Origin of the sequence: Akkermansia muciniphila, from assembly GCF_018709685.1 — a bacterium.
GTDB lineage: Bacteria > Verrucomicrobiota > Verrucomicrobiia > Verrucomicrobiales > Akkermansiaceae > Akkermansia > Akkermansia muciniphila_E.
Genome location: NZ_JABDHQ010000005.1, coordinates 171073 through 190065, shown reverse-complemented (window position 1 = coordinate 190065; position 18993 = coordinate 171073). Strand labels below are relative to the sequence as shown.

The 18993-nt window shown below is 60.1% G+C and carries 17 protein-coding genes and 1 other RNA gene; 2 read left to right on the top strand and 16 right to left on the bottom strand.

What is annotated here, in order from left to right:
* The 7 genes from HHJ06_RS05330 to HHJ06_RS05300 all read right to left on the bottom strand — a co-directional run.
* A partial coding sequence (locus HHJ06_RS05330) for a tetratricopeptide repeat protein (protein WP_215428296.1) occupies positions 1–448 on the bottom strand: 448 nt, incomplete at its 3' end.
* 88 nt (positions 449–536) lie between these two features.
* Complete coding sequence (locus tag HHJ06_RS05325; RefSeq protein WP_215428294.1) at positions 537–1433, bottom strand: hypothetical protein; 897 nt, start codon at positions 1431–1433, stop codon at positions 537–539.
* 32 nt (positions 1434–1465) lie between these two features.
* Positions 1466–2551, bottom strand: a complete 1086-nt coding sequence (gene aroC, locus HHJ06_RS05320) for a chorismate synthase (protein WP_215428292.1) — start codon at positions 2549–2551, stop codon at positions 1466–1468.
* Between the two features lie 130 nt (positions 2552–2681).
* On the bottom strand, positions 2682–2951 hold the full coding sequence (locus HHJ06_RS05315; protein WP_022398307.1) for an HU family DNA-binding protein: 270 nt from the start codon (positions 2949–2951) through the stop codon (positions 2682–2684).
* Positions 2952–3022: 71 nt separating this feature from the next.
* On the bottom strand, positions 3023–4300 hold the full coding sequence (murA, locus tag HHJ06_RS05310) for a UDP-N-acetylglucosamine 1-carboxyvinyltransferase (RefSeq protein WP_215428290.1): 1278 nt from the start codon (positions 4298–4300) through the stop codon (positions 3023–3025).
* A 139-nt stretch (positions 4301–4439) separates the two neighbouring features.
* Positions 4440–4857, bottom strand: an RNA gene (gene rnpB, locus HHJ06_RS05305) — RNase P RNA component class A.
* 92 nt (positions 4858–4949) lie between these two features.
* Positions 4950–5405 carry a hypothetical protein gene (locus HHJ06_RS05300; protein WP_215428288.1) on the bottom strand — a complete coding sequence of 152 codons (456 nt, stop codon included), beginning with the start codon at positions 5403–5405 and terminating at the stop codon, positions 4950–4952.
* A gap of 334 nt (positions 5406–5739) precedes the next feature.
* On the opposite strand from HHJ06_RS05300, the gene aroA reads away from it, so the two are divergent.
* The gene (aroA, locus tag HHJ06_RS05295) at positions 5740–7047 is read left to right on the top strand and encodes a 3-phosphoshikimate 1-carboxyvinyltransferase (RefSeq protein ID WP_215428286.1); all 1308 of its coding nucleotides are present in this window, start codon (positions 5740–5742) and stop codon (positions 7045–7047) included.
* Positions 7048–7143: 96 nt separating this feature from the next.
* Here the strand turns inward: aroA and HHJ06_RS05290 are convergent, their stop codons facing one another.
* Complete coding sequence (locus HHJ06_RS05290; protein WP_215428284.1) at positions 7144–7491, bottom strand: YkgJ family cysteine cluster protein; 348 nt, start codon at positions 7489–7491, stop codon at positions 7144–7146.
* Between the two features lie 8 nt (positions 7492–7499).
* Positions 7500–8336: a hypothetical protein gene (locus tag HHJ06_RS05285; RefSeq protein ID WP_215428282.1), complete on the bottom strand. Its 837-nt coding sequence runs from the start codon at positions 8334–8336 to the stop codon at positions 7500–7502.
* A gap of 126 nt (positions 8337–8462) precedes the next feature.
* On the opposite strand from HHJ06_RS05285, the gene HHJ06_RS05280 reads away from it, so the two are divergent.
* Positions 8463–9353: a hypothetical protein gene (locus HHJ06_RS05280; RefSeq protein WP_215428280.1), complete on the top strand. Its 891-nt coding sequence runs from the start codon at positions 8463–8465 to the stop codon at positions 9351–9353.
* Between the two features lie 142 nt (positions 9354–9495).
* Here HHJ06_RS05280 and HHJ06_RS05275 read toward each other — a convergent pair whose 3' ends face one another.
* The 7 genes from HHJ06_RS05275 to tatC form a co-directional block, all read right to left on the bottom strand.
* Entirely contained in the window at positions 9496–9771 is a 276-nt protein-coding gene (locus HHJ06_RS05275; protein WP_215428278.1) for a zinc ribbon domain-containing protein, read from the bottom strand.
* 63 nt (positions 9772–9834) lie between these two features.
* Positions 9835–11919 (bottom strand): sensor histidine kinase, encoded by a 2085-nt coding sequence (locus tag HHJ06_RS05270; RefSeq protein ID WP_215428276.1) that lies wholly within the window; start codon positions 11917–11919, stop codon positions 9835–9837.
* Positions 11916–12626, bottom strand: a complete 711-nt coding sequence (locus HHJ06_RS05265) for a response regulator transcription factor (RefSeq protein ID WP_215428274.1) — start codon at positions 12624–12626, stop codon at positions 11916–11918. Before HHJ06_RS05265 ends, HHJ06_RS05270 begins: the two co-directional genes overlap by 4 nt.
* A 101-nt stretch (positions 12627–12727) precedes the next feature.
* A complete protein-coding gene (locus HHJ06_RS05260) occupies positions 12728–14395 on the bottom strand; it encodes a vWA domain-containing protein (protein WP_215428273.1) in 1668 nt (555 codons plus the stop codon).
* A 27-nt stretch (positions 14396–14422) separates the two neighbouring features.
* Entirely contained in the window at positions 14423–16702 is a 2280-nt protein-coding gene (locus tag HHJ06_RS05255) for a VWA domain-containing protein (protein ID WP_215428271.1), read from the bottom strand.
* 147 nt (positions 16703–16849) lie between these two features.
* Positions 16850–17686 carry an undecaprenyl-diphosphate phosphatase gene (locus HHJ06_RS05250; RefSeq protein ID WP_215428269.1) on the bottom strand — a complete coding sequence of 279 codons (837 nt, stop codon included), beginning with the start codon at positions 17684–17686 and terminating at the stop codon, positions 16850–16852.
* Positions 17687–17712: 26 nt separating this feature from the next.
* On the bottom strand, positions 17713–18861 hold the full coding sequence (tatC, locus tag HHJ06_RS05245) for a twin-arginine translocase subunit TatC (RefSeq protein ID WP_215428267.1): 1149 nt from the start codon (positions 18859–18861) through the stop codon (positions 17713–17715).
* Positions 18862–18993: the final 132 nt, after the last annotated feature.

Here is an 18993-nt window from a genome sequence, read left to right as displayed (position 1 = left end):
TGTAGCTCTCAAGAGCCTCCTCTTTCTTCCCAAGATCATCAAGAACTAGCCCTATGTTGCAATAGGCATTCTCGTTGTTTGGATTGATCTTCAGGGCCTTGTCGTAACTGTCTAATGCCTCTTCTTTTCTTCCAAGAGCAGAGAGAACTATCCCCCTGTTGCAATAGGCATTCTCGTTGTTTGGATTGATCTTCAAGGCCTTGTTGTAGCTCTCAAGAGCCTCCTCTTTCTTCCCAAGATCATCAAGAACTAGCCCTATGTTGCAATAGGTATTCTCGTTGTTCGGATTGAGCTTCAGTGATTTATCATAGGTACACAGGGTTTCCTTCTTCTTTCCCAAATAATATAGTACATTTCCCTTCCTGAAATAAGCCTCAGCGTTTTCAGGATCACGAACAATCTCCCTTTCCCATTTTTCCAATTCTTTCTTCAGCTCTTTTTCGTCCATGCCAAATCTCCCTTGAATATCCAAATACTAGCCGCCACACCTTCTTTTGAAAAGAGGATAAAATAAGTCACCGGAGAAAAGAAGCCGTTTACTTATCAATCGGCGTGGCTTCGGGAATGTATTCATTCCCGGCGGGAGCCGTCTGGCGGGTTTCCGTGACGAAGCCAAGGACGCGGTCCACGTCCAGCTGGGACAGGACGGAGCGCACGTCCTGGTCTTCCAGGAAGCGGGTAAGCTTGACGTCGTTGTAAAGGCCCTGCATGTCCCCCTTCTCCACCAGCAGGCGGATGGCGGGGTCTTCGCTCAGGCTTTTCAGGCTGAGCACGCGGCTGGTGATGCGGGAGCGGGGCATGTAGCAGTCCAGCTGGGTGCGGCGCTGGTCGGAGAGTTCCGGACTGAGCGTCACCAGGTAGGCAATCATTTTTGCCAGGGAGAGGCGTTCCGGGTCGTGCTCCGGGGAGATTTTCACCAGCCAGTTCAGATGGGGATTGTCCGTGATGGCTTTTTTGACGGAGTAAATGGCGGGCAGGGAGATGGTGCGGTTGGGGTCCATGTGGTACAGGGCCAGTTCACGGGCGCGCGTCATTTCCGCCATGGAGCCGTAGTAGAAGATGCACATGACGCCCACCCAGCAGACGACCGCCGCCATCAGGATGGTGGTGACGATGCCTTTGGCCCCGCCAAAGCCCATGCGCCGCCCCCAGGAGAAGACGTCGCTGAACCAGAACAGGCCGTGCATGAAGATGAAGAAGACCGCCGCAGCCCCTCCGACGGACAGCACGGTGACCATCCATTCCCGCGGGTCGCTGGTGATGAAGGAGAGATAGGTAAAACCGTATTTGGACAGCCAGAAGTAAGCCGCCACAGCGGATAGCACCGCCGCGCCGAACAGGAGCATCTTGATCATCCCTTTCAGCATGCCGAGCACGATGAAGCCGACCAGCAGCGCGCCCAGTACCAGGTAGAATGTGAGGGAGGAGTCCATGAATGACGGGAAAGAAGCCGCGGAACCGATTGTTACAGCGCCCGCTGGCAGCGCTGGCGCAGGTAGTGGTCGCACAGGCAGAGCCACGCCATGGCCTCCACAATGGACACGGCACGCGGCAGAACGCAGGCGTCATGCCGTCCCCTGCCCTTGAGCCGGGCGTCCTCCCCTGCCTGGTTGACCGTCTGCTGGTCAACCATGAGCGTGGCCGTAGGCTTGAAGCCGATGCGCATCAGGATGTCCTCTCCGTTGGAGATGCCGCCCTGAATGCCGCCGGAGTGGTTGGTGACGGTGTGCACATGGCCGTCCCGCATGTAAAAAGGATCGTTGTGTTCCAGCCCGGTCATCTCCGCCGCCTCAAAGCCGGAGCCCACGGCAAAGGCCTTGGTGGCGGGAATGCTCATCATGGCGTGGGCCAGCGTGGCGTCCAGCTTGTCAAAGACGGGGTCCCCCAGCCCGGGAGGGCAGCCGCGCACCACGCACTTGACCACGCCGCCCAGGGAGTTGCCGGCATCCCGCGCCTCCTTGATGGCGGCAATCATGGCCTCCGCCACGGAGGGGTCCGCCGTGCGGACGATGTTGCTTTCAATGACGGAGGCCGTGACGGCCTCCCAGTCCACGGAGGCTTTCACCTGGTGCACCTGGTCCACCCAGGCAAGGACGTCCATGTCCGGAAAGGCCTGCTTCAGCACGGCCCTGGCCACGGCTCCGGCGGCCACGCGGCCGATGGTTTCCCGCGCGGAGGCCCTGCCCCCGCCCGCCCAGGCGCGGATGCCGTATTTGGCGTCATACGTGTAGTCCGCGTGGGAGGGGCGGTACGTGTGGGCCATTTCATCATAGGCGGAGGAACGGTGGTCCTTGTTCCGCACGCTGATGGCGATGGGCGTTCCCAGGGTTTTGCCGTCCAGCACGCCGGAAAGGATTTCCGCGCAGTCTTCCTCCTTGCGGGGGGTCACGATGTCGCTCTGCCCCGGCCTGCGCCGGTCCAGCTCCCGCTGAATGTCTTCTTCCGTCACCGGGACAAGGGACGGACAGCCGTCAATCACCACACCCACCCCGGCTCCATGGGACTCACCCCAGGTGGAGATTCTGAACACCTGACCAAAACTGCTGGACATGGCGGCATTCTAGACGGCGGACCGCATCCGGTCAAGCCGTGGACAACCCCAGCGGGACATAAAAAACACCCCGGTCCGCGGAGGACGGGGTGCTGAAAGAAAAGTGCTATTTTTAGAAGCAACTGCCTTCTTAGTCCTTCAGAGCGGAAGAGGCCTTGAAAGCAACCGTCTTGGAAGCGGGAATATTGATCGCCTTGCCGGTCTTCGGGTTGCGGCCGGTACGGGCTTCACGGGTCTTGGTAGCAAACGTACCAAAGCCGATGATCTGCACCTTGCCGGATTCCTGCACGCCTTCCTTGATGGATTCCAGCACAGCGGCCAGAGCTTCTTCAGCGTGCTTTTTGGTGGTATCGGCACCCAGCTTGTTTTGAATCAATTCGATCAGTTGAGCCTTGTTCATAGGACTTCGGTGAATAGCATACGGAATCCTGACAGTAAAGAAAAAATGCGGTACACAAGCCCAAAACGGCGTTAATTGTCGTCATCCGGCTGTCTTTCCACGGCAGCGCCGATCGCCAGGAGCTTTTCATCAATCATTTCATAGCCGCGGTCAATGTGGTACAAACGGTGTATTTCCGTGGTGCCTTCCGCTTTCAGGGCCGCCAGCACCAGCGCGGCGGACGCGCGCAGGTCGGACGCCATGACGGGCGCGCCGCTCAGGGTTTCCACGCCGGAGATGACGGCGGTGCCGTTGTCCACCTTGATGTTCGCGCCCATGCGCTTGAGCTCGGAGCAGTGCATGAAGCGCTGCGGGAAGATAGTGTCCTTCACCACGGAAATGCCCGGCGTGGTGGCGAAGAGAGCCGTCATCTGGGCCTGCATGTCCGTGGGGTAGCCGGGATAGGGGGCCGTCTTGATTTCACCGCATTTGGGCGTATTCCCGGCAATGATGGTGACGGTGTCCCCGCGTTCGTTGAATTCCACGTGGTGCCCGCATTTCCGGAGCAGGTCCGTCACCACGGTCATGTGCTCTTCACAAACGCGCCTCAGGGTCACGCCGTCCCCCATCATGGCGGCGGCCACCATGAAGGTGCCGGCTTCAATGCGGTCCGGAATGACGGTGTGGTTGCAGCCGCGGAGTTTTTCAACCCCTTCAATGACGATGCGGCGCGTTCCGGCGCCCTGGATATTGGCGCCCAGCTTGATCAGGAAGTTGGCCAGGTCCACCACTTCCGGCTCGGAAGCGGCGGATTCAATGACGGTGGTGCCTTCCGCCAGCACGGCGGCCATCATCAGGTTGTCCGTTCCCAGAACGGTGGGGCCGTGGTCCCCGCTCAAATCCACCGTGGCGCCCTTCAGGCCCCCGGGGGCCTCAATAATCAGGTTGCCGCGCTCAATCTGCACCCGGGCGCCGAGCGCCTGGATGGCCCTGATGTGCAGGTCCACGGGCCGGTCACCGATGACGCAGCCGCCCGGCAATGGAATCACGCACCGCTGCATGCGGGCCATCAGGGGCCCCAGCAGGCAGATGGAGGCGCGCATCTTGCGCACCTGTTCATAGGTGGCTTCGGAATGCAGGTTCCTGGCTTCCACGCGCACGTTGCCGCTGGACCTCTCCACGGAAGCGCCAAGCTGGCCCATGATCTGCACCATGAAATTGGTATCGGAAACATCCGGCACACGGCGCACCACCACAGGCTCATCCGTCAGCAGGGACGCAGCCAGAATGGGCAGGGACGCATTTTTGGACCCGCTGATATTGACGGCTCCCCTCAGCGTAAAACCTCCGTGTACAACAAGCTTCTCCATAGTGGGTGGCAATTAGGTGACGGATTCTACACATTTGAGACATCCATGCAACCCCAAAGAGACCCCGGAACCGGACAATTTCCCGGACGTTTCCCTTCCTGGAAAAGGCGGCGGAAAGCCGCAGGGCAAAAAAGACAGATGCCGATCAGGTTCTGTAAGCCAGATTTTGTCCGCCGGCTCAGGCCGGCTGTGTGGCCATTTTTCTCACGCGGACTGCAGTGAAGCATTCCGCGCGCCCGTTCGTTTTACGGAACGGGTGCGACTAATACCCGGGGATCCGGCGGGCAGGCAACCCTTCCCCTGTTTGTCTTGCATCGCGCGGGGTTTACCATGCCTCCTTGGTCGCCCTCGGAGCGGTGAGCTCTTACCTCCCCTTTTCACCCTTGCCTGAACGGGGGGGAACCCCGTCCGGGCGGTTTGTTTTCTGTGGCACTTTCCGTCCGGGAACCCTTGGGAGGTTCCCGTCTCCCGCTTTCACGGGACACGCTGCCTTGTGATGTCCGGACTTTCCTCTACCCCGGCCCGAAGACCGGAACAGCGACCACCCGAACCTGATCGGCACGGACTACATACGCCTTCAACGGCGCGCGGTAAAGCCCAAAGCGGGTACGGAGGGCATTTTGTTCCCTTCCCCTGTTTTCCTCCGGACTCAGGAAATGCCGGGCTCCTTCAGGCAGGCCTCATAGCAAGCTTTGTTAAGAGCCTTGCAGACGGCGGTATTACTGCTTGCGGCAGGTACCGGATGAAATTTCTTTTCCCCCGCGGCGTGCAGGAAAACGGCCGGTTCTTCCGCCGTCTGAAGAGAGGCGCCTTTAGTCCATCCTTCCTTTAAGAGGGTTTTGGCCAGGGATTCCACCTTGTAGGCGTCGCCTTTCAAAAATACCTTTTTAACAGGATACTGCTTTCCCAGCGCATCCGCATAAAAGGCGAACGGGCGTCTCTTCACCTCCACTCCGTCATCTCTCAACGTGACGTCGTACACAAGGGCGCCGATGCTGACATGCACGGCCGCTTCAGAAACAGGCTGCACGGATTGGCGCTGGGAACAGGCAGCCATGACGCCCAGCGCGATACAGAGAATGACAGTCCGGACAATGAAACTCACCGGCCTTTTCTATTTCACACTCTCTTGAATGTCAATCCTTGAAACAAGGCAGAGCGGCCACAGGACCACTCCCGTGGCCGCTCCAACTTACTACCTATGAAAACCAGCTTGATCCATTGATCCGGAAAGGCTCTCTCCTTCCTTTCCAGAGGACGCAGCCGATAACGGGTTGGAATATACGTCACCGTCCCGGAAAATCAACTCCATTATGGGCGTCTACCGCTCCAGTTCCAGCGCCTTTCCGGAAGCCCGGCGCCATCCATTCCGCCTCCCGGATTCTCGTAATTGGCTTGATTCAGCCGCCAATACAGGTTAGTTCTTCCGGGACGCCGCCATGAACCTTCACTCCCATTCCATTCCCTCCCTGCAAGGGGTACTGACCGTGCCCGGAGACAAGAGCATCTCCCACCGCGCCGCCATTCTGGGCGGCTTGGCCAAAGGGGTGACGGAGGTGGATAATTTCCTGTGCAGTGAAGACTGCCTGAATACCCTGCGCGCCATGGAACAGCTGGGAGCGAAGGTGGAGGTGCTGGAAGAACGGGATGGGTACGGCCCCGTCCGCTTCCGCATGACGGGCGTGGCCATGAAGCCCGCGGCCCCCGCCCGGCCCATTGACTGCGGCAATTCCGGCACGGGCATGAGGCTGCTTGCCGGCATGCTGGCCGCCTGCCCCTTTGATTCCGAGATGTTCGGAGACGCTTCCCTGAGTTCCCGCCCCATGGGCCGCATCATGCAGCCGCTGGAACAGATGGGCGCGCGGATTGAAGCCCGCGGTGCCAAGCCGGGCTGCGCGCCCCTGTTTATCCATGGCGGCCGCGTCCACCCCATTTCCTACACGCTGCCCATGGCGAGCGCCCAAGTGAAAAGCGCCATCCTGCTGGCCGCCATGTTTGCGGACGGCGTTACCACCGTGCGCCAGCCCGCCGTCACCCGTGACCACACGGAACGCCTGTTCCGCCACTTTGGCGTGCCCTGCACCGTGGACGGCCTGGCCGTGAGTACAAAAGGTCCAGCGCTTCCCATGGCCCATGACCTGACGGTCCCCGCAGACATTTCTTCCGCCGCCTTCTGGATGGTGGCCGCCGCCAGCCGTCCCGGCTCCCGGCTGACGCTGCGCCAGGTGGGCCTGAACGATACCCGGAACGCCGTCATCAGCGCGCTGAAGAGGATGGGCGTGCGGATGGATATTGCCACCACGTCCCCGAAGGATGCGGGGGAACCGTACGGGGACATCACCGTATACGGCTCGGACGCCCTGCACGGAACCAGCCTGCTTCCGGAGGAGATTCCCAACCTGATTGACGAGATTCCCATCCTGGCCGTAGCCGGAGCCCTGGGCCAGGGAGATTTCATCGTCCGCAACGCCCATGAACTGCGCGTCAAGGAGACGGACCGCATCGCCACCACAGCGGCGAACCTCCGCCTTATGGGCGTAAACGTGGAGGAATTTGACGACGGCATGATCGTTCACGGCGGCACCGCGCTGAAAGGCGCAGAACTTCCCAGCTACGGGGACCACCGCATCGCCATGAGCTTCCTGGTGGCCGGGTTCAGCGCCCAGGGGGATACCGTGCTGACGGATGCGGAGTGCATTAATACGTCCTACCCGGGTTTTGAACAGGATTTAGGGCAGTTTATTTAATCCTGCGAGCTCTCTCATTGAAATTCCCCTCCGCCGGACTTCGGAAAAAATTTCATGCGCGCAGGCCCGGAGGCTTTCTCCTCGCCGCCGGACACGTTATTCCCCTTGTCCCTCCTTCACTTCCCTGGCGCGGCACAGTTCCCGCCAGCCGGGAAAATTCCATTGGCCGGGGAAGCCCAGGCACTGGCGCGGTTTGACGGGATTGATCCGGCAACCGTTTTCCGTGAGCATCATGCAGGCGCCGTCCTCCGCGTCCCGGATGGATAATCCCTGCCTGTTGGCACGCAAACGGCAGCACTCGTCAATAAACGCCTGTTCCTCCATGTGCAGGAAACGGGAGATTTCCCGCACTTCATCCTCTTCTATGCACACGTCCCCCGCCCAGCGGCAGCACGCGCCACACCGGGCGCATTCATACCGCGCCGCCTTTCCGCTTTCCGTCATGCGCCCCCTTAAGTGAAAATTCCCCGGATAACGCCTATGTTCATGTGGGCGTCCCTCCACCGCGGATTATTGACGGCGGTTTCAAAGTCCTGGGGCAGTTTCCCGATGGTGCCGGGGGCCTGCGCCAGCCCCGTCAGGATCTGCTTGAGCCTGGAGCGGGAAATGAGGGTGGGCTGGTTCGTCCATTGGAACACTTCACTGTCAATGATATAGCCTTCATCAATCTTGGTGATGTATTTGGGGAAGCGCAGGTGGGGGTTCTGCTCCACGTAAACGCAGCGGCCGATGGAGCGCTTGGAGCGGAAAGGATGGAAGAAGCGCCGGAGGCTCTTGACCCAGTCCGGAGCCTCGGACAGCCCTTCCGCGTGCACCCACATGGTAGCCAGCTGTTCCACGGGATAAAAGTAGGAGTACGTATAGGCGGCCTTGTAACGCGTGCTGCCCCGCCATGCATGGCGCAGGCGCACCATGTCCGCCTGGCCGGACGTCAGCAGCTCCAGTGCCCGCTTCAACTGCTTCTCCAGGGTTTCCCCGCGCAGATGCTCCCAGATCATGCAGTCGTCCTCCGCCAGCAGGATATAATCCGTATCCAGGGAGTTGACCGCCGTGTGGAGCGTTCCTATAAAGCCGCCGTCCGCGGGGGATGCCTCCGCGGAAAGCCCGTAGGAGAGGGCCGTTTCACACACCTTGGTGGCATTCTCCGGAAAAACGATGCAGGCCTCGTCAAAATATTCCAGCAGGCCTGCCCTGTCATAGGACGCCAGCGTCATGGCCAGCGTATACGGGGCATTATCGCACAGCAGGGCCAGACCAACTTTTTTATCTTGAAAGAGAATTCCCATCACGTAGAACGTTTTTGGAGTCTAAGACAAGAGGAAGCCCGTTTCCAAGCAAAATAATTTTAAACAAATGTACATTTCTCCCGCCGCTTTCCAGGCAAAGGGAAAAAACGCCCACTCCATTTCAACATCATGAAAGCATACGGTATTTTAAAGAATTCACTGCTGGCGGCAGCCATCGGCTGCGCCCTGTCCAGTTGCTATGATCCCTATTATGACAGTTTCAGCGTCTCCGGCTCCTACAGCAGCGGCGGCTCCGGCGCGTCCTACATGTATGACAATGCCGGCTATCCCATTTACGGGTACTACGGGGGCAGGCCCATTTATGCCTATGACACGTTCGGCAGCCCCATTTACTCCATCAGCCTGATCCGGCCCAATTATTACATTCCCACGTGGGGCCCCGCTCCCTATTACCGCGGGCACTACATCCGGCCCCATTACTGCCGCCCCATGGCGCGTCCGCCCATGAAACCCCAGTACAGGCCGGATCATTTCCGTCCGGACCACCGTCCGGGGAACAACAGGCCGGTTCCCCAGCCAGGGAGACCGGGCCACCGTCCGGACTTTGGCAAACCCGGCAGTCCCTCCCGTCCCCCCGTGATTCATCCCGGCGGCGGCCACAACCGCCCGGACCGTCCCGGAATCAGCCAGCCCGGCGGCAGCCACGGGAAGCCGGACTTTGGAAAACCCAGCCGTCCTTCACGCCCTTCCGCAAACAATCCCCACCGTCCCGGCGGCAATAATCCCGGCGGTTCGCATCGTCCGGGCATAAGCCGCCCGGAGGGCAGCCGCCCATCCAGACCGGATTCCGGCCGTCCTTCCATGCCGTCATCACGGCCAGCCCCGTCCAATCCGGGCATGAGCCGTCCCGTCAGCCCGCCTTCCGTCTCCAGGCCTTCTTCCCCGCCGCCGTCCGCCGGCGCGCCTGTCAGGCCGTCCTCTCCTCCTTCTGCCGCTCCGTCCCGTCCCTCCCCCCGGCCTTCCGCCCCGGGCGGAGCCCATGGCCCGCACAGAAGATAGCCGCCTCTGCAAGGTTCTTCCTGCGGGGCTGTCTTGCGAAGGGTTTAATAAACCGGGAAAAAACAGCCCCGCCTTTTACCTGGGAAAGACAGGCAAGAATGGGGCTTCCCACCGTGAACGGCTTGGAAGACGGCAGGGCGCCCTATTGCTTTTTCCAGCGTTTCAGCGTGGGAAAATACCGGGTCATTTGAGCAACGGCTTCCTCCCTGGTAAAAGAAGAGCCATTGTCCTTGTTGAACTCCTCCACAAAGCCGGCGCAATGCTCAATCATCTCCTCCATGGTGCAGTCTGAGGTAAAGGCTCCGTCTTGAAAGCAATAGCAGCAATATTCCTCACTGGCGCTTCCATCATGACTGGTGCCGCAATCCTCTTTGCTTTTCAGGGGCATGCCGCAGCTTTGGCAGAATAGCGTGTTCATTAAAAGGAATTAAAACCTATCCGGCCGCTTTTTTGAAGAAAATTGTTTCCTGCGGAACGGTGCTCACACCCTGGAAAAAGGGAGCCTGAGGGCAAACCGGCATCCGTGTCCGGAACTTTCCTCCAGGCACAAATCCCCGCCCATGCTCCTGGCCAGCTCCCGGGACAACGCCAGTCCCAATCCCACGCCCGGCTGTTTTCCGGCGGCCTCCTCCGCAGACCTGGAAAAGGGGCGGAACAACTTGCCTTTCAGGGAATCGGAGATGCCTTTCCCTTCATCCTCCACGCGGATAACCAGAAAACGCTTCTCCGTTTTCAGCTCCACCTTCAGGATGCTTCCGTCAAACCGCGCGTACTTGGCGGCGTTGTCCGCCAGGTTATACACAATCTGCTCCACGGCGGTCATGTCCGCCATCACGCTCTCCTGCTGCAACTCCGGCGCCACGGAAAGCTGGGAATCCATGCCGGCTGCGGTCATCCGGGGGGAAATGCGGGCAATGACGGAGGCGGCCAGCTCCGGCACGGGAATCTTCTCCGGATGGAGGGAAACAGAATTTTTCTCCACCCGGGCATAGCTCAGCACATTGTCCACCAGATGCGTCAGCCTGCCTGCCTCGTTTTTCAGAATGTCCACATAGTCCATTTCCCTGCCCTTGGGCACCAGGCCGGAGGAGAGCATTTCCGTGTACATGTTAAAGGTGGTCAGCGGCGTTCTCAGTTCATGGGTCACGGCGGAAACAAAGACGGCGCGGCGTTCGCTCAACCGGATAAGGCCGATTATGAAGCCGATGACCCCGCACAGGGCCAGAATGCCGCAGAACCACGCCATGGCGATGGAGTTCCACACCGTGCGCAGGGAGTTGGCGGGCATGGGAGGCAGATTCCCCGGGTTCAGCATGGCGGGAATGCCGGCCAGGGTCAGGTAGCTTTCCTCCCGGCCGTCCGCCGGCGCCAGGGTGGCATCCGGCAAAATATCCGCCACGGACTCCAGAAGGTAGGCGGACAATTTGTCCCAGTCCAGCCAGATGCCCTGCACCCATACCTGGCCGTGGTCTGAAATGCGGCGCGTCAGGAAGCACTCACTCCCCTCCTGCCACCTGGGCTGGAGGGAGGAAATGGAGAGCTCCCTGTAACTTTCCGGGGCACCGGCCATCCTTTCACGGCGGGGAACGGTTATCTCCGCCAAACTTTCCTGAGGCGCGCTTGCCGGGGGCGCCTTTTCTTCATGGACTTCAAACTGAAGCCTCTTCCCGTCCAGGGTCAATTCCCCGGATCCGGTATCCAGAAGAGCCACAATACCGCCGGACCTGCTTTCCTGCTTTTTTCCGGTCTTCAAGGAACCTCCGTAAGTCAGGCACTGGCCCTTGTGTTCCAGATTTTCCATGCCATTCACCGACCCTGAACCAATCATCCGGCCTTCCCCCGCAACATCCCTTTTCCCGCGCTGGAGGGATTCCACGGCCTTCTTTTTTACCTTGACGCTGACATTGTACTCCTGCTGGCTGTTGGAAAGGTTTTTGCGCATGTTGTAGTCTTCCATTCCCTGCTGGAAGGCTTTCCGGCTTTCCACCGCCAGTTCCTGCGGAAGGCCGTTCTTCTGCTGATCCTTTACGCCCGCGACGGTCACGGAAGAAATCTGCACCGCTTCCGCCGGGGGAGGGGCGGAGAAAGCATCCGGCTGCGGCTGCGTCACTTCCTCCCTGGAAATGGAGGAAGGCTGCGGCAAATTCTTCATGGCGTCCACCACATGGCTGCCCCACCCGGATTTTCCCAGTTGGATGACATATTCCAGACGTTCCGCACCTTTCTGGGGTGAAGAAACCTTCCCCTGCGGATCTATCTGGAAATACAGTTTGGCAAACTCGGATAAATCCGGCATGGAGCCCTCCTTCCTGAGGGATTCCGCCAGAGCGCCCCTCTGGAAATATTCTCCGGGAGAACGGTTGTTTTCCCCGGCAATCATGGAGGCCAGCAGGGAATCCATGCGCCACAGGGCCAGGCGGCTCTGCTCCACCAGGCGTATCTGGTGCGTCTCCGCCAGCCTGCGCTTCTCTGCGTCCAGCATGGAATGGCTGAGCCACCCCATCACCCCCAGCAGAATCAGCAGGCAGGACCACAGCAGCAAATGGAAGGAAAAACGGCTGCTCATGCGTCATCCTCCCAAACGTAGCCCTGCCCCCTGAGGGTGCGGATGACGACGGCATTCCTTTTCCCCATTTTTTCCCGCAGGCGGGCGATCGTGGTGTCAATGCTCCGCGTTTCCACCAGCCGGGGGTCCATCTTCCAGACCCTCGCCAGGATTTCCTCACGGGTGATGATTCTTCCGGCATTGGCCGCCAGATGGCGCGCCAGGTCAAATTCCTTGGTCGTCAGCGTCACGGGGCCCTCCTCCAGCACCAGGGCGCGGGTGGCAAAATCCAGGTGCCCTTCCGGCAGCATGACGCGGCTGACGGCGCTGGGCCTTTCCGGGGACCGCCTCAGCACGGCCTCTATCCTGGCAAGCACCTCCAGAAGGCTGAAGGGCTTCACCACATAATCATCCGCCCCCAGCTTCAGCCCCTTCACCTTGTCCGCCTCCGCTCCCTTGGCGGTAAGCATCAGCACGGGAACCGTGGCCCGGTCTTCCCGGATGCGCCTCAGCAGGTCAAATCCGTTCGCTCCGGGCAGCACCACATCCAGCAGGGCCAGGTCATACTCTTCTGCGTGGATCATTTCCAGAGCTTCATAGCCGTCCCCGGCGGACAAAACGTCATAGCCGGACACCGAGAGGGCGTCCGCCAGGCCGTTTCTGATGGCATGGTCGTCTTCTACGACCAGAATGCGGTAGCGGTGCATGTACGCAGGGTAATCTATCAAATATAAACGTTCCGGTAAAACCGGTTTTTTCAGAAAGAACAATCCTGCGGGACCGCCCGTACTCCCGGGCAGCCCCGCAGGGCACTCATTTCTTCACTCTGTTATTTCATAGGGGAATTTTTTCCTTCCGCTCCGTTCTCTTCCACAAAGGAAAACTGCTTTTTGGAAGCCTGCTTCCGTACGGCCTGGATAATGGCGTCATCCAGGCTATCCGGCCCGGCATTCCCGGAAACGCTCTGCTGCGCCTTCCACTTGGCCAGCCATTCGCTGCGCAGGGCATCCAGCTCCATCACCTTTTTCTGCAGGGCTCCGCGTTCTTCCGCCTTCTTCTTCACCACGGCCTCCAATTCTTCCGGGGTCTTGCCTTCCAGTTCCTCGGGAAGCTGTCCGGCGCCATTCAACTTGCCCAGAGCCTTGGCTCCGTCCCGTTCGTAAAGGTCCACCAGGTCCCAGGAGGTATTGCGGTACGCCGCCTTGTTGGCCTTCGCCTTGACGCGGCCCGCGTAAGCCGTGGATGACAGCTCCCGCGCCAGCCTGTCCTGGCCCTCCTGCTTGCTCAGCCGTTCAGCCTGAACTTCCTGGGAACCGTAGGCCAGATACGTCCCGTTCAGGGAGGAGCTCAGCTTGGCAAGCTCCCCGTCATAGGGCGTTTCCGGGTCCGGGGGAGTGGCATTGTGGTCAATGTTGAGGAAGCTGCCGTCCCCCTTCTTGGCGCCGTCCTTCCACAGGGCCGTATCCCGGTCCCCCGCATTCCCGCAATGAATGGTATTGACGGTGATGCCCTTCGCCAGGCCCCGCGCGATAGATTCCGCATACGGCACATTGCCCTGGTTGAAGGGTTCATTGCCGGCAATAAACACCAGTTTCAGCGCATTGGGGTCCTCCGTATTCCATTTCAGCTCCTTTACGGCCCGGTCAATGACGGCGCCGCAGCATTCCGTGCCGCCGTTGGTTTTCAGCTTGAACAATTCCTCGGAGACCTTGTCCAGGTCATCCGTGAGCGGAAGCACCTGGCGGACCCAGGCGTCTTTGGAAGACAGCCCGTCGTTTCCATATTCATAAAGGGCAATTTGGATATCGGGCAATTTACCGTTCTGGCGCGCCAGCGTCATGTCATTGACAATCTTCCACAGGTACGTGCGCGCCTGGTTGATGAGTCCGGTCATGCTGCCGGAGGTATCCAGCAAAAGGGCAATCTGGACCACGGCGCGGTCTTCCTTTTTTACAGCCGCCTGCTCCGGCGCGGCGGCCGTTCCGGAAGAAGCTTCTTCCTTCACCGGAACCACGCTGACCTCCATGCCGCCCGGAACGGCGCCTTTTGCGGTGGTGATGGAATACGCGGCCTCCTTCACACCGTCAGCCTTCTCCGCTTTCACCGTACTTATGATGATGCCGGAGCTGCCTTTCCCCGTGGTCCTTACGGAATAGGCAGCTTCCATCTTCGGGGTTACGCTGATCTCCATTTCTCCTGGGACGGCCCCGTTCCTGGCCGTAACGGAATAGGAGGCGCCCTTAATCTCCCCTGCCTTTTCCGGTTCAGCCGCGCTTATGTCCACGCAGGAGGCATGCCCCGCAGCGGAACTTACGGTAGCGGAGGACACGGATTTTTTCACCTCCTGCGCGTTCCCCTGCTGTCCCGGAGTAAGGGAGGATTTACCCTTTTCCTGCGGAACGGGCTGCCCGGCCGCGGGAATGGCCGGGGATTCGCCATGCGCGCAGAATGCTCCGGCGCCCAGCAGCCCCAATGTACATGCAATAATATGGTTCATGATTGTTGATTAGTATTTATTGTTTGTTTACGGAAAACTGTTCTGCATCAGCACGGTTTCTCCATCCAGGAGAAGCATCACGGAGCCGTCCAGGGCCAGGAGCCCCTGGCGGTTGGTCTTAACCAGCTTGTCAGCCACGGCGGCATATTCCGGCGTGCCCACCTGGACCGTCCTCACGGCGCGGCCCGCGTCCGGGAGGGAAAGCACGGCGCTCTCCATCCAGACGCCGTTCCTGTTAAAATATCCGTTCTGCGCAATCTGCGCCGTGTGATGGAAGGAAACGGCGCGGCCCCGGCGGTCCATCTGAATGTTGTACTTGTTAACAGCCAGCTCCTTCTTCTTGGCTACGGCATTCTCCTGCAGGGCAATCGCACCCAGACCTTCACGCGACTCCCGCATCACTCTTCCCATCTGTCCGCCCCGAGGGGAAGTTCCCGGAACGCGCCATGAACCGGAACTGCCGTCATCCGCAAAAAAAGCGGTGGCTGAACTCATGATCCCGAAATCCCGGGAAAGCCGCATGATCTCCTCCGCCAATTCCAGCGTTTTGGGATAATTCCTCATCTCTTCCGTACCGGAAGAATCTTCCCCCATATCCATCAGGGCCGTTTCCAGACTGCCTATTTTACGGGCGGCCCACAGCCGGGCCACAAAATCATCCTTCATGCTGGCGATGCGCCGCGGATCCACAGTGATGGAAAAAGCCCGTTCCGCGTTATTCCGGTCCACGCAGGTTCCCTTGACCAGGAAAGGTTCCGTGCCTATGTACCTGCCGGCCAGCACGGCGGGAGTTCCGGAATAAATATCCGGCAGAGTCCCGGAGGGAATGGCGTCCTGCACCCTTCCCGGCTGTTCCCTGCCATCCGGAGAGCAGACGGTATAACGGACCTTCCGGAAAACGGGGCCGTACAACTGCCGGAATACCTGCCCCAGCTTGACCTCAAGACTTTCCCCGGGAAGGACGTAGGACGGCAGCCCTCCGGAAATTTCAGCCATGCGCCTCAGCAGGGGGGCATTCACGTCTTCCCCCACCCCGATGGTGAAAATGCGCCTTTCCGCCTTGTTCCCCTCTCCCGCCAGGGCCACAATGTCTTTTTCAGAAGTGCGGCCAATCGTGGGAAGGCCGTCCGTCAGGAAAAGCACCACAGGCAGCATTCCCTCATGGGAGGGCTGGGCCAGCGCGGCGGCCAGGGCCTCATGAACATTGGTGCCACCCCGCGCCACCACGGCGTCCAGCCACGCATGGGCCGCTTTTTCCGACTCTCCGCTCTTTTCCACCGGGGCCGCCTCAAACAGGTTGATCCCTTCGTTATAAGTGATGATGTTAAAGCGTTCTCCGGGATTCAGGCCGGAAACGATCTGCTTGGCCGCCTCCTTCATGCTGGCCAGCTTTTCCCCGCGCATGCTGCCGGACCTGTCCAGCACCAGCGTGACTTCCCGGAGGATGGAGTTTGCGCCGGGAGGGCCGTCCTTGCCCACCATCGCCAGGAAGTAGCCGTTTTTGCCGCCTTCCGCGTCAGGAGAAGCGTAAATGCTGGTATCCGGAGCGGCGTGGCCCTGCCCTTTTTGCCCCCGTGCTTCCAGCCATGACAGGCGGAAGGGTCCGGGGCTCATCCTCTCCTCCGCCAGGGTCAGAACCACGGTTCCATCCTCCAGCTCACGGCGCTCCATCTGATGGGAGGGGGTGAAAACATTGCCCGGACCGTCCTTTCCGGGGGCCAGCTCCACCCTCACCGTCCACGGTACGCCGCCGGACAGGGCTTCCGTTCTGGGCAGGACGTAATCCAGGCGGTGGTCCGTGGGGACCAGCAGTTGTTCGTAAACAATGCCCAGTTTCACGGAAGACCGGGGAGGCACCGGAAACACGCTGGTCCGGATGACGCCGTAGCCCGCAAATTCCAGCAGGGCCGGGTCTTTTCTGCCCGCTACAATGCGGTCATACAGGCGGCGGGCTTCCGCCGCAGGCATCAGGGACGCCTGCCAGGCCGTTTTTCCGTCACCGTAATAAAATCCCTTCACCACCACGCCTTCCGGCACGGGCAGCAGCAGCTCCGCCTCCGCGGGGGAGGAACCGTCATTGCGCACATTCAGCTCCAGGGTGGTCACGGCGCTGCGTCCGTTCACCAGAACGCGGGCGTTCACCTTTTCCATGCCCACCGCCTGCCGGGCCATCCGGTCCGCCGGAGGGATGACGCGCCTCTGCGGCAGGATGATGTTCCGGGCAGGCAGCCCTTCATCAGCCTCCCGGGAATGCGCCGGAACGGCTATTCCCACCCATACGGCTATCAGGCACCACATGATGTTCATGCCTCCATGATGCCGGAAAAACCAATCCCGTGTGTTACAATCAGGTTACATTTTCAAAACCTCTTTTCCCGCGGCCGGAAAAATAAAAGGGCCGCCTTTCCGGACCCGGACGGCGGCTCTTGACATTCAACAAAGAGGAATAAAATTTTAATGCATCAGCCCCGCTCCCAAAAGAACCAGGGTCACGATGCCGATGGCGATGCGGTACCAGCCGAACACGGCGAAACTGTGTTTTTGAAGGTAGGAGACCATCCACTTTACGGCCAGCCATGCGGACAGCCAGCTCACGACCGTTCCCACGGCCAGGGCTTCCCATCCGAAGGCTTCCAGCATCAGCGCTCCATCCTTGTACGCATCATGCGCCGTGGCCGCGCCCAGGGTAATCAGGCCCAGCAGGAAGCTGAATTCCACGGCGGCCTCCACGCTCAGCCCCACGAACATGCCTCCCAGCATGGTCATCAGGCTCCGGCTGGTGCCGGGGACCATGGCCACGCACTGGAGCGCGCCCACCGTCAGGGCCTTGGCCGGAGTAAGGCTTTCAATGGAAGCCCCGGCGTTCCCCTCATTGGAACGCCCCTGCCTGGCGCGCCAGGCGCAGTACGCCAGAATCACGCCGCCGCCCACAATCCAGGAATAAGCCACCGTGTACGTATTGAACAGGTACTCCTTGATCAGGGAGGCGCAGCACAGCCCCACCACGGCGGCGGGGAGAAAGGCCAGAATGAGGTTCACCAGCAGCTTCAGCCCGGCAGGATTATTGCCGCGCAAGCCCTGCGCCATGGACTTCACCCGGGGGAAATACAGGCTCAGCACCGCCAGGATGGCCCCGCCCTGGATGCAGACGGCCAGGGCGTCCAGGGCCTCCTTGCTCTGGGACATGTTCAGCAGGGATTCCGTCAGGAGAAGGTGTCCTGTGGAGCTGACCGGCAGGTACTCGGTCAGGCCTTCCACAATGCCCAGGATGATGATGTCCAGGAGATTCATGTTACTAGCGTCAGTTGGATGTGTTTTTAATGGTTGTAGGGAGAATTGTCGTTGTTGAAGTCTTCTTCAAACCGGGCGACTTCCTCCCGGGCGCGGGCGGCCTCCTTGCGCTCATGCATCCAGGCCAGGATGATGCATATTTCATACAGCGCATACATGGGGACGGCCATCAGCATCATGGTGGCCACGTCCGGCGTGGGGGTGATGACTGCGGCCAGAATGGCGATCGCCACAATGGCGTAGCGGCGCGTGGCCTTCATCATGTCGTAGGTCAGCACGCCCAGCTTGACGAAGGGCATCACCACCACGGGCAGTTCAAACGCCAGGCCGAACATCAGGATCATCTGCGTGGCGAAGGACAGGTAATAGCCGATGCGCCATTCATTGGAAATGCCGAATTCCAGGGAGTACGTATAGAAGAAGGTCAGCACCCTGGGAAGCACGATGAAGTAGCAGAACAGCGTTCCGGCCAGGAACAGGCCGAAGCCGACCGCCATGCACTTGTACAGCAGCTTGCGCTCATGCTCCAGCAGCCCCGGAATAATAAACTGGAGCAGGAAGTACAGCAGCAGGGGGAAGGAGATCACCACCCCGGCATACAGGGAAAGCTTGATGGTCAGCATGAACGCCTCCCCGGGCTGGAACGCGCTCATCATCTTGAGGGCCCCCCGGCCCGTCCCGTCCGTCAGAATGGCCTCCTTGGCAAACAGGGATTCCGCCAGTTCCCGCACCGTGGAGCTGGGGCTTCCCTCCCGGATGAAAATCTTCTTCCTGTCCTCCGGCAGGGGTTCCGCTCCCCGGAGCACCAGGGCTGCCTCCGTCAAATCCGCCAGGGACGGGGCAATCTGCCGAAGAAGCAGCTTCCGCTGGGCGCCGTCCAGGCTCATCATGGCCGTGGCCGTTTCCTTGGCCTTTCCCCAGGCGTCCAGCCCTATTCCCGCGGGCAGGTGGGATTCCTCAAACATGTCCCACACCTGGTTGACGGGCCGCCGCAGGATGTCCATCAGATTGGACGCGAACCCGGCGCACAGAATCGTGCTGACGGTCAGGCACAGGGCCATCCTCAGCAGCATGGTGCGCAGGTCGTCCAGATGCTCCAGAAAGGGCTTTTCCTCGTCCTCCCGCTCAATCTGCCACTTCTCCCGCAGGCGGAATATGTGCTTTAAAAAGAACACGGCGTTAAATGAACCCTAAAAACCCTTTCCAGGCAAGCCGCAAGGCCGACAACACCCGTAAAAAACGCCCGTCCCCCGCGCCGTCCTTTTTTGGCATGCACCCCCTGTATCTGCTTGACGCGGGCAGGCAGG

Excerpts from the sequence above, each read along its gene's own strand:
- HHJ06_RS05280 (WP_215428280.1), top strand. The coding sequence starts at position 8,463 with ATGAAAGCATACGGTATTTTAAAGAATTCACTGCTGGCGGCAGCCATC.
- HHJ06_RS05325 (WP_215428294.1), bottom strand. The coding sequence starts at position 1,433 with ATGGACTCCTCCCTCACATTCTACCTGGTACTGGGCGCGCTGCTGGTC.
- HHJ06_RS05275 (WP_215428278.1), bottom strand. The coding sequence starts at position 9,771 with ATGAACACGCTATTCTGCCAAAGCTGCGGCATGCCCCTGAAAAGCAAA.
- HHJ06_RS05260 (WP_215428273.1), bottom strand. The coding sequence starts at position 14,395 with ATGAACCATATTATTGCATGTACATTGGGGCTGCTGGGCGCCGGAGCA.
- aroC (WP_215428292.1), bottom strand. The coding sequence starts at position 2,551 with ATGTCCAGCAGTTTTGGTCAGGTGTTCAGAATCTCCACCTGGGGTGAG.
- HHJ06_RS05255 (WP_215428271.1), bottom strand. The coding sequence starts at position 16,702 with ATGAACATCATGTGGTGCCTGATAGCCGTATGGGTGGGAATAGCCGTT.
- HHJ06_RS05290 (WP_215428284.1), bottom strand. The coding sequence starts at position 7,491 with ATGACGGAAAGCGGAAAGGCGGCGCGGTATGAATGCGCCCGGTGTGGC.
- murA (WP_215428290.1), bottom strand. The coding sequence starts at position 4,300 with ATGGAGAAGCTTGTTGTACACGGAGGTTTTACGCTGAGGGGAGCCGTC.
- HHJ06_RS05250 (WP_215428269.1), bottom strand. The coding sequence starts at position 17,686 with ATGAATCTCCTGGACATCATCATCCTGGGCATTGTGGAAGGCCTGACC.
- HHJ06_RS05315 (WP_022398307.1), bottom strand. The coding sequence starts at position 2,951 with ATGAACAAGGCTCAACTGATCGAATTGATTCAAAACAAGCTGGGTGCC.
- HHJ06_RS05270 (WP_215428276.1), bottom strand. The coding sequence starts at position 11,919 with ATGAGCAGCCGTTTTTCCTTCCATTTGCTGCTGTGGTCCTGCCTGCTG.
- aroA (WP_215428286.1), top strand. The coding sequence starts at position 5,740 with ATGAACCTTCACTCCCATTCCATTCCCTCCCTGCAAGGGGTACTGACC.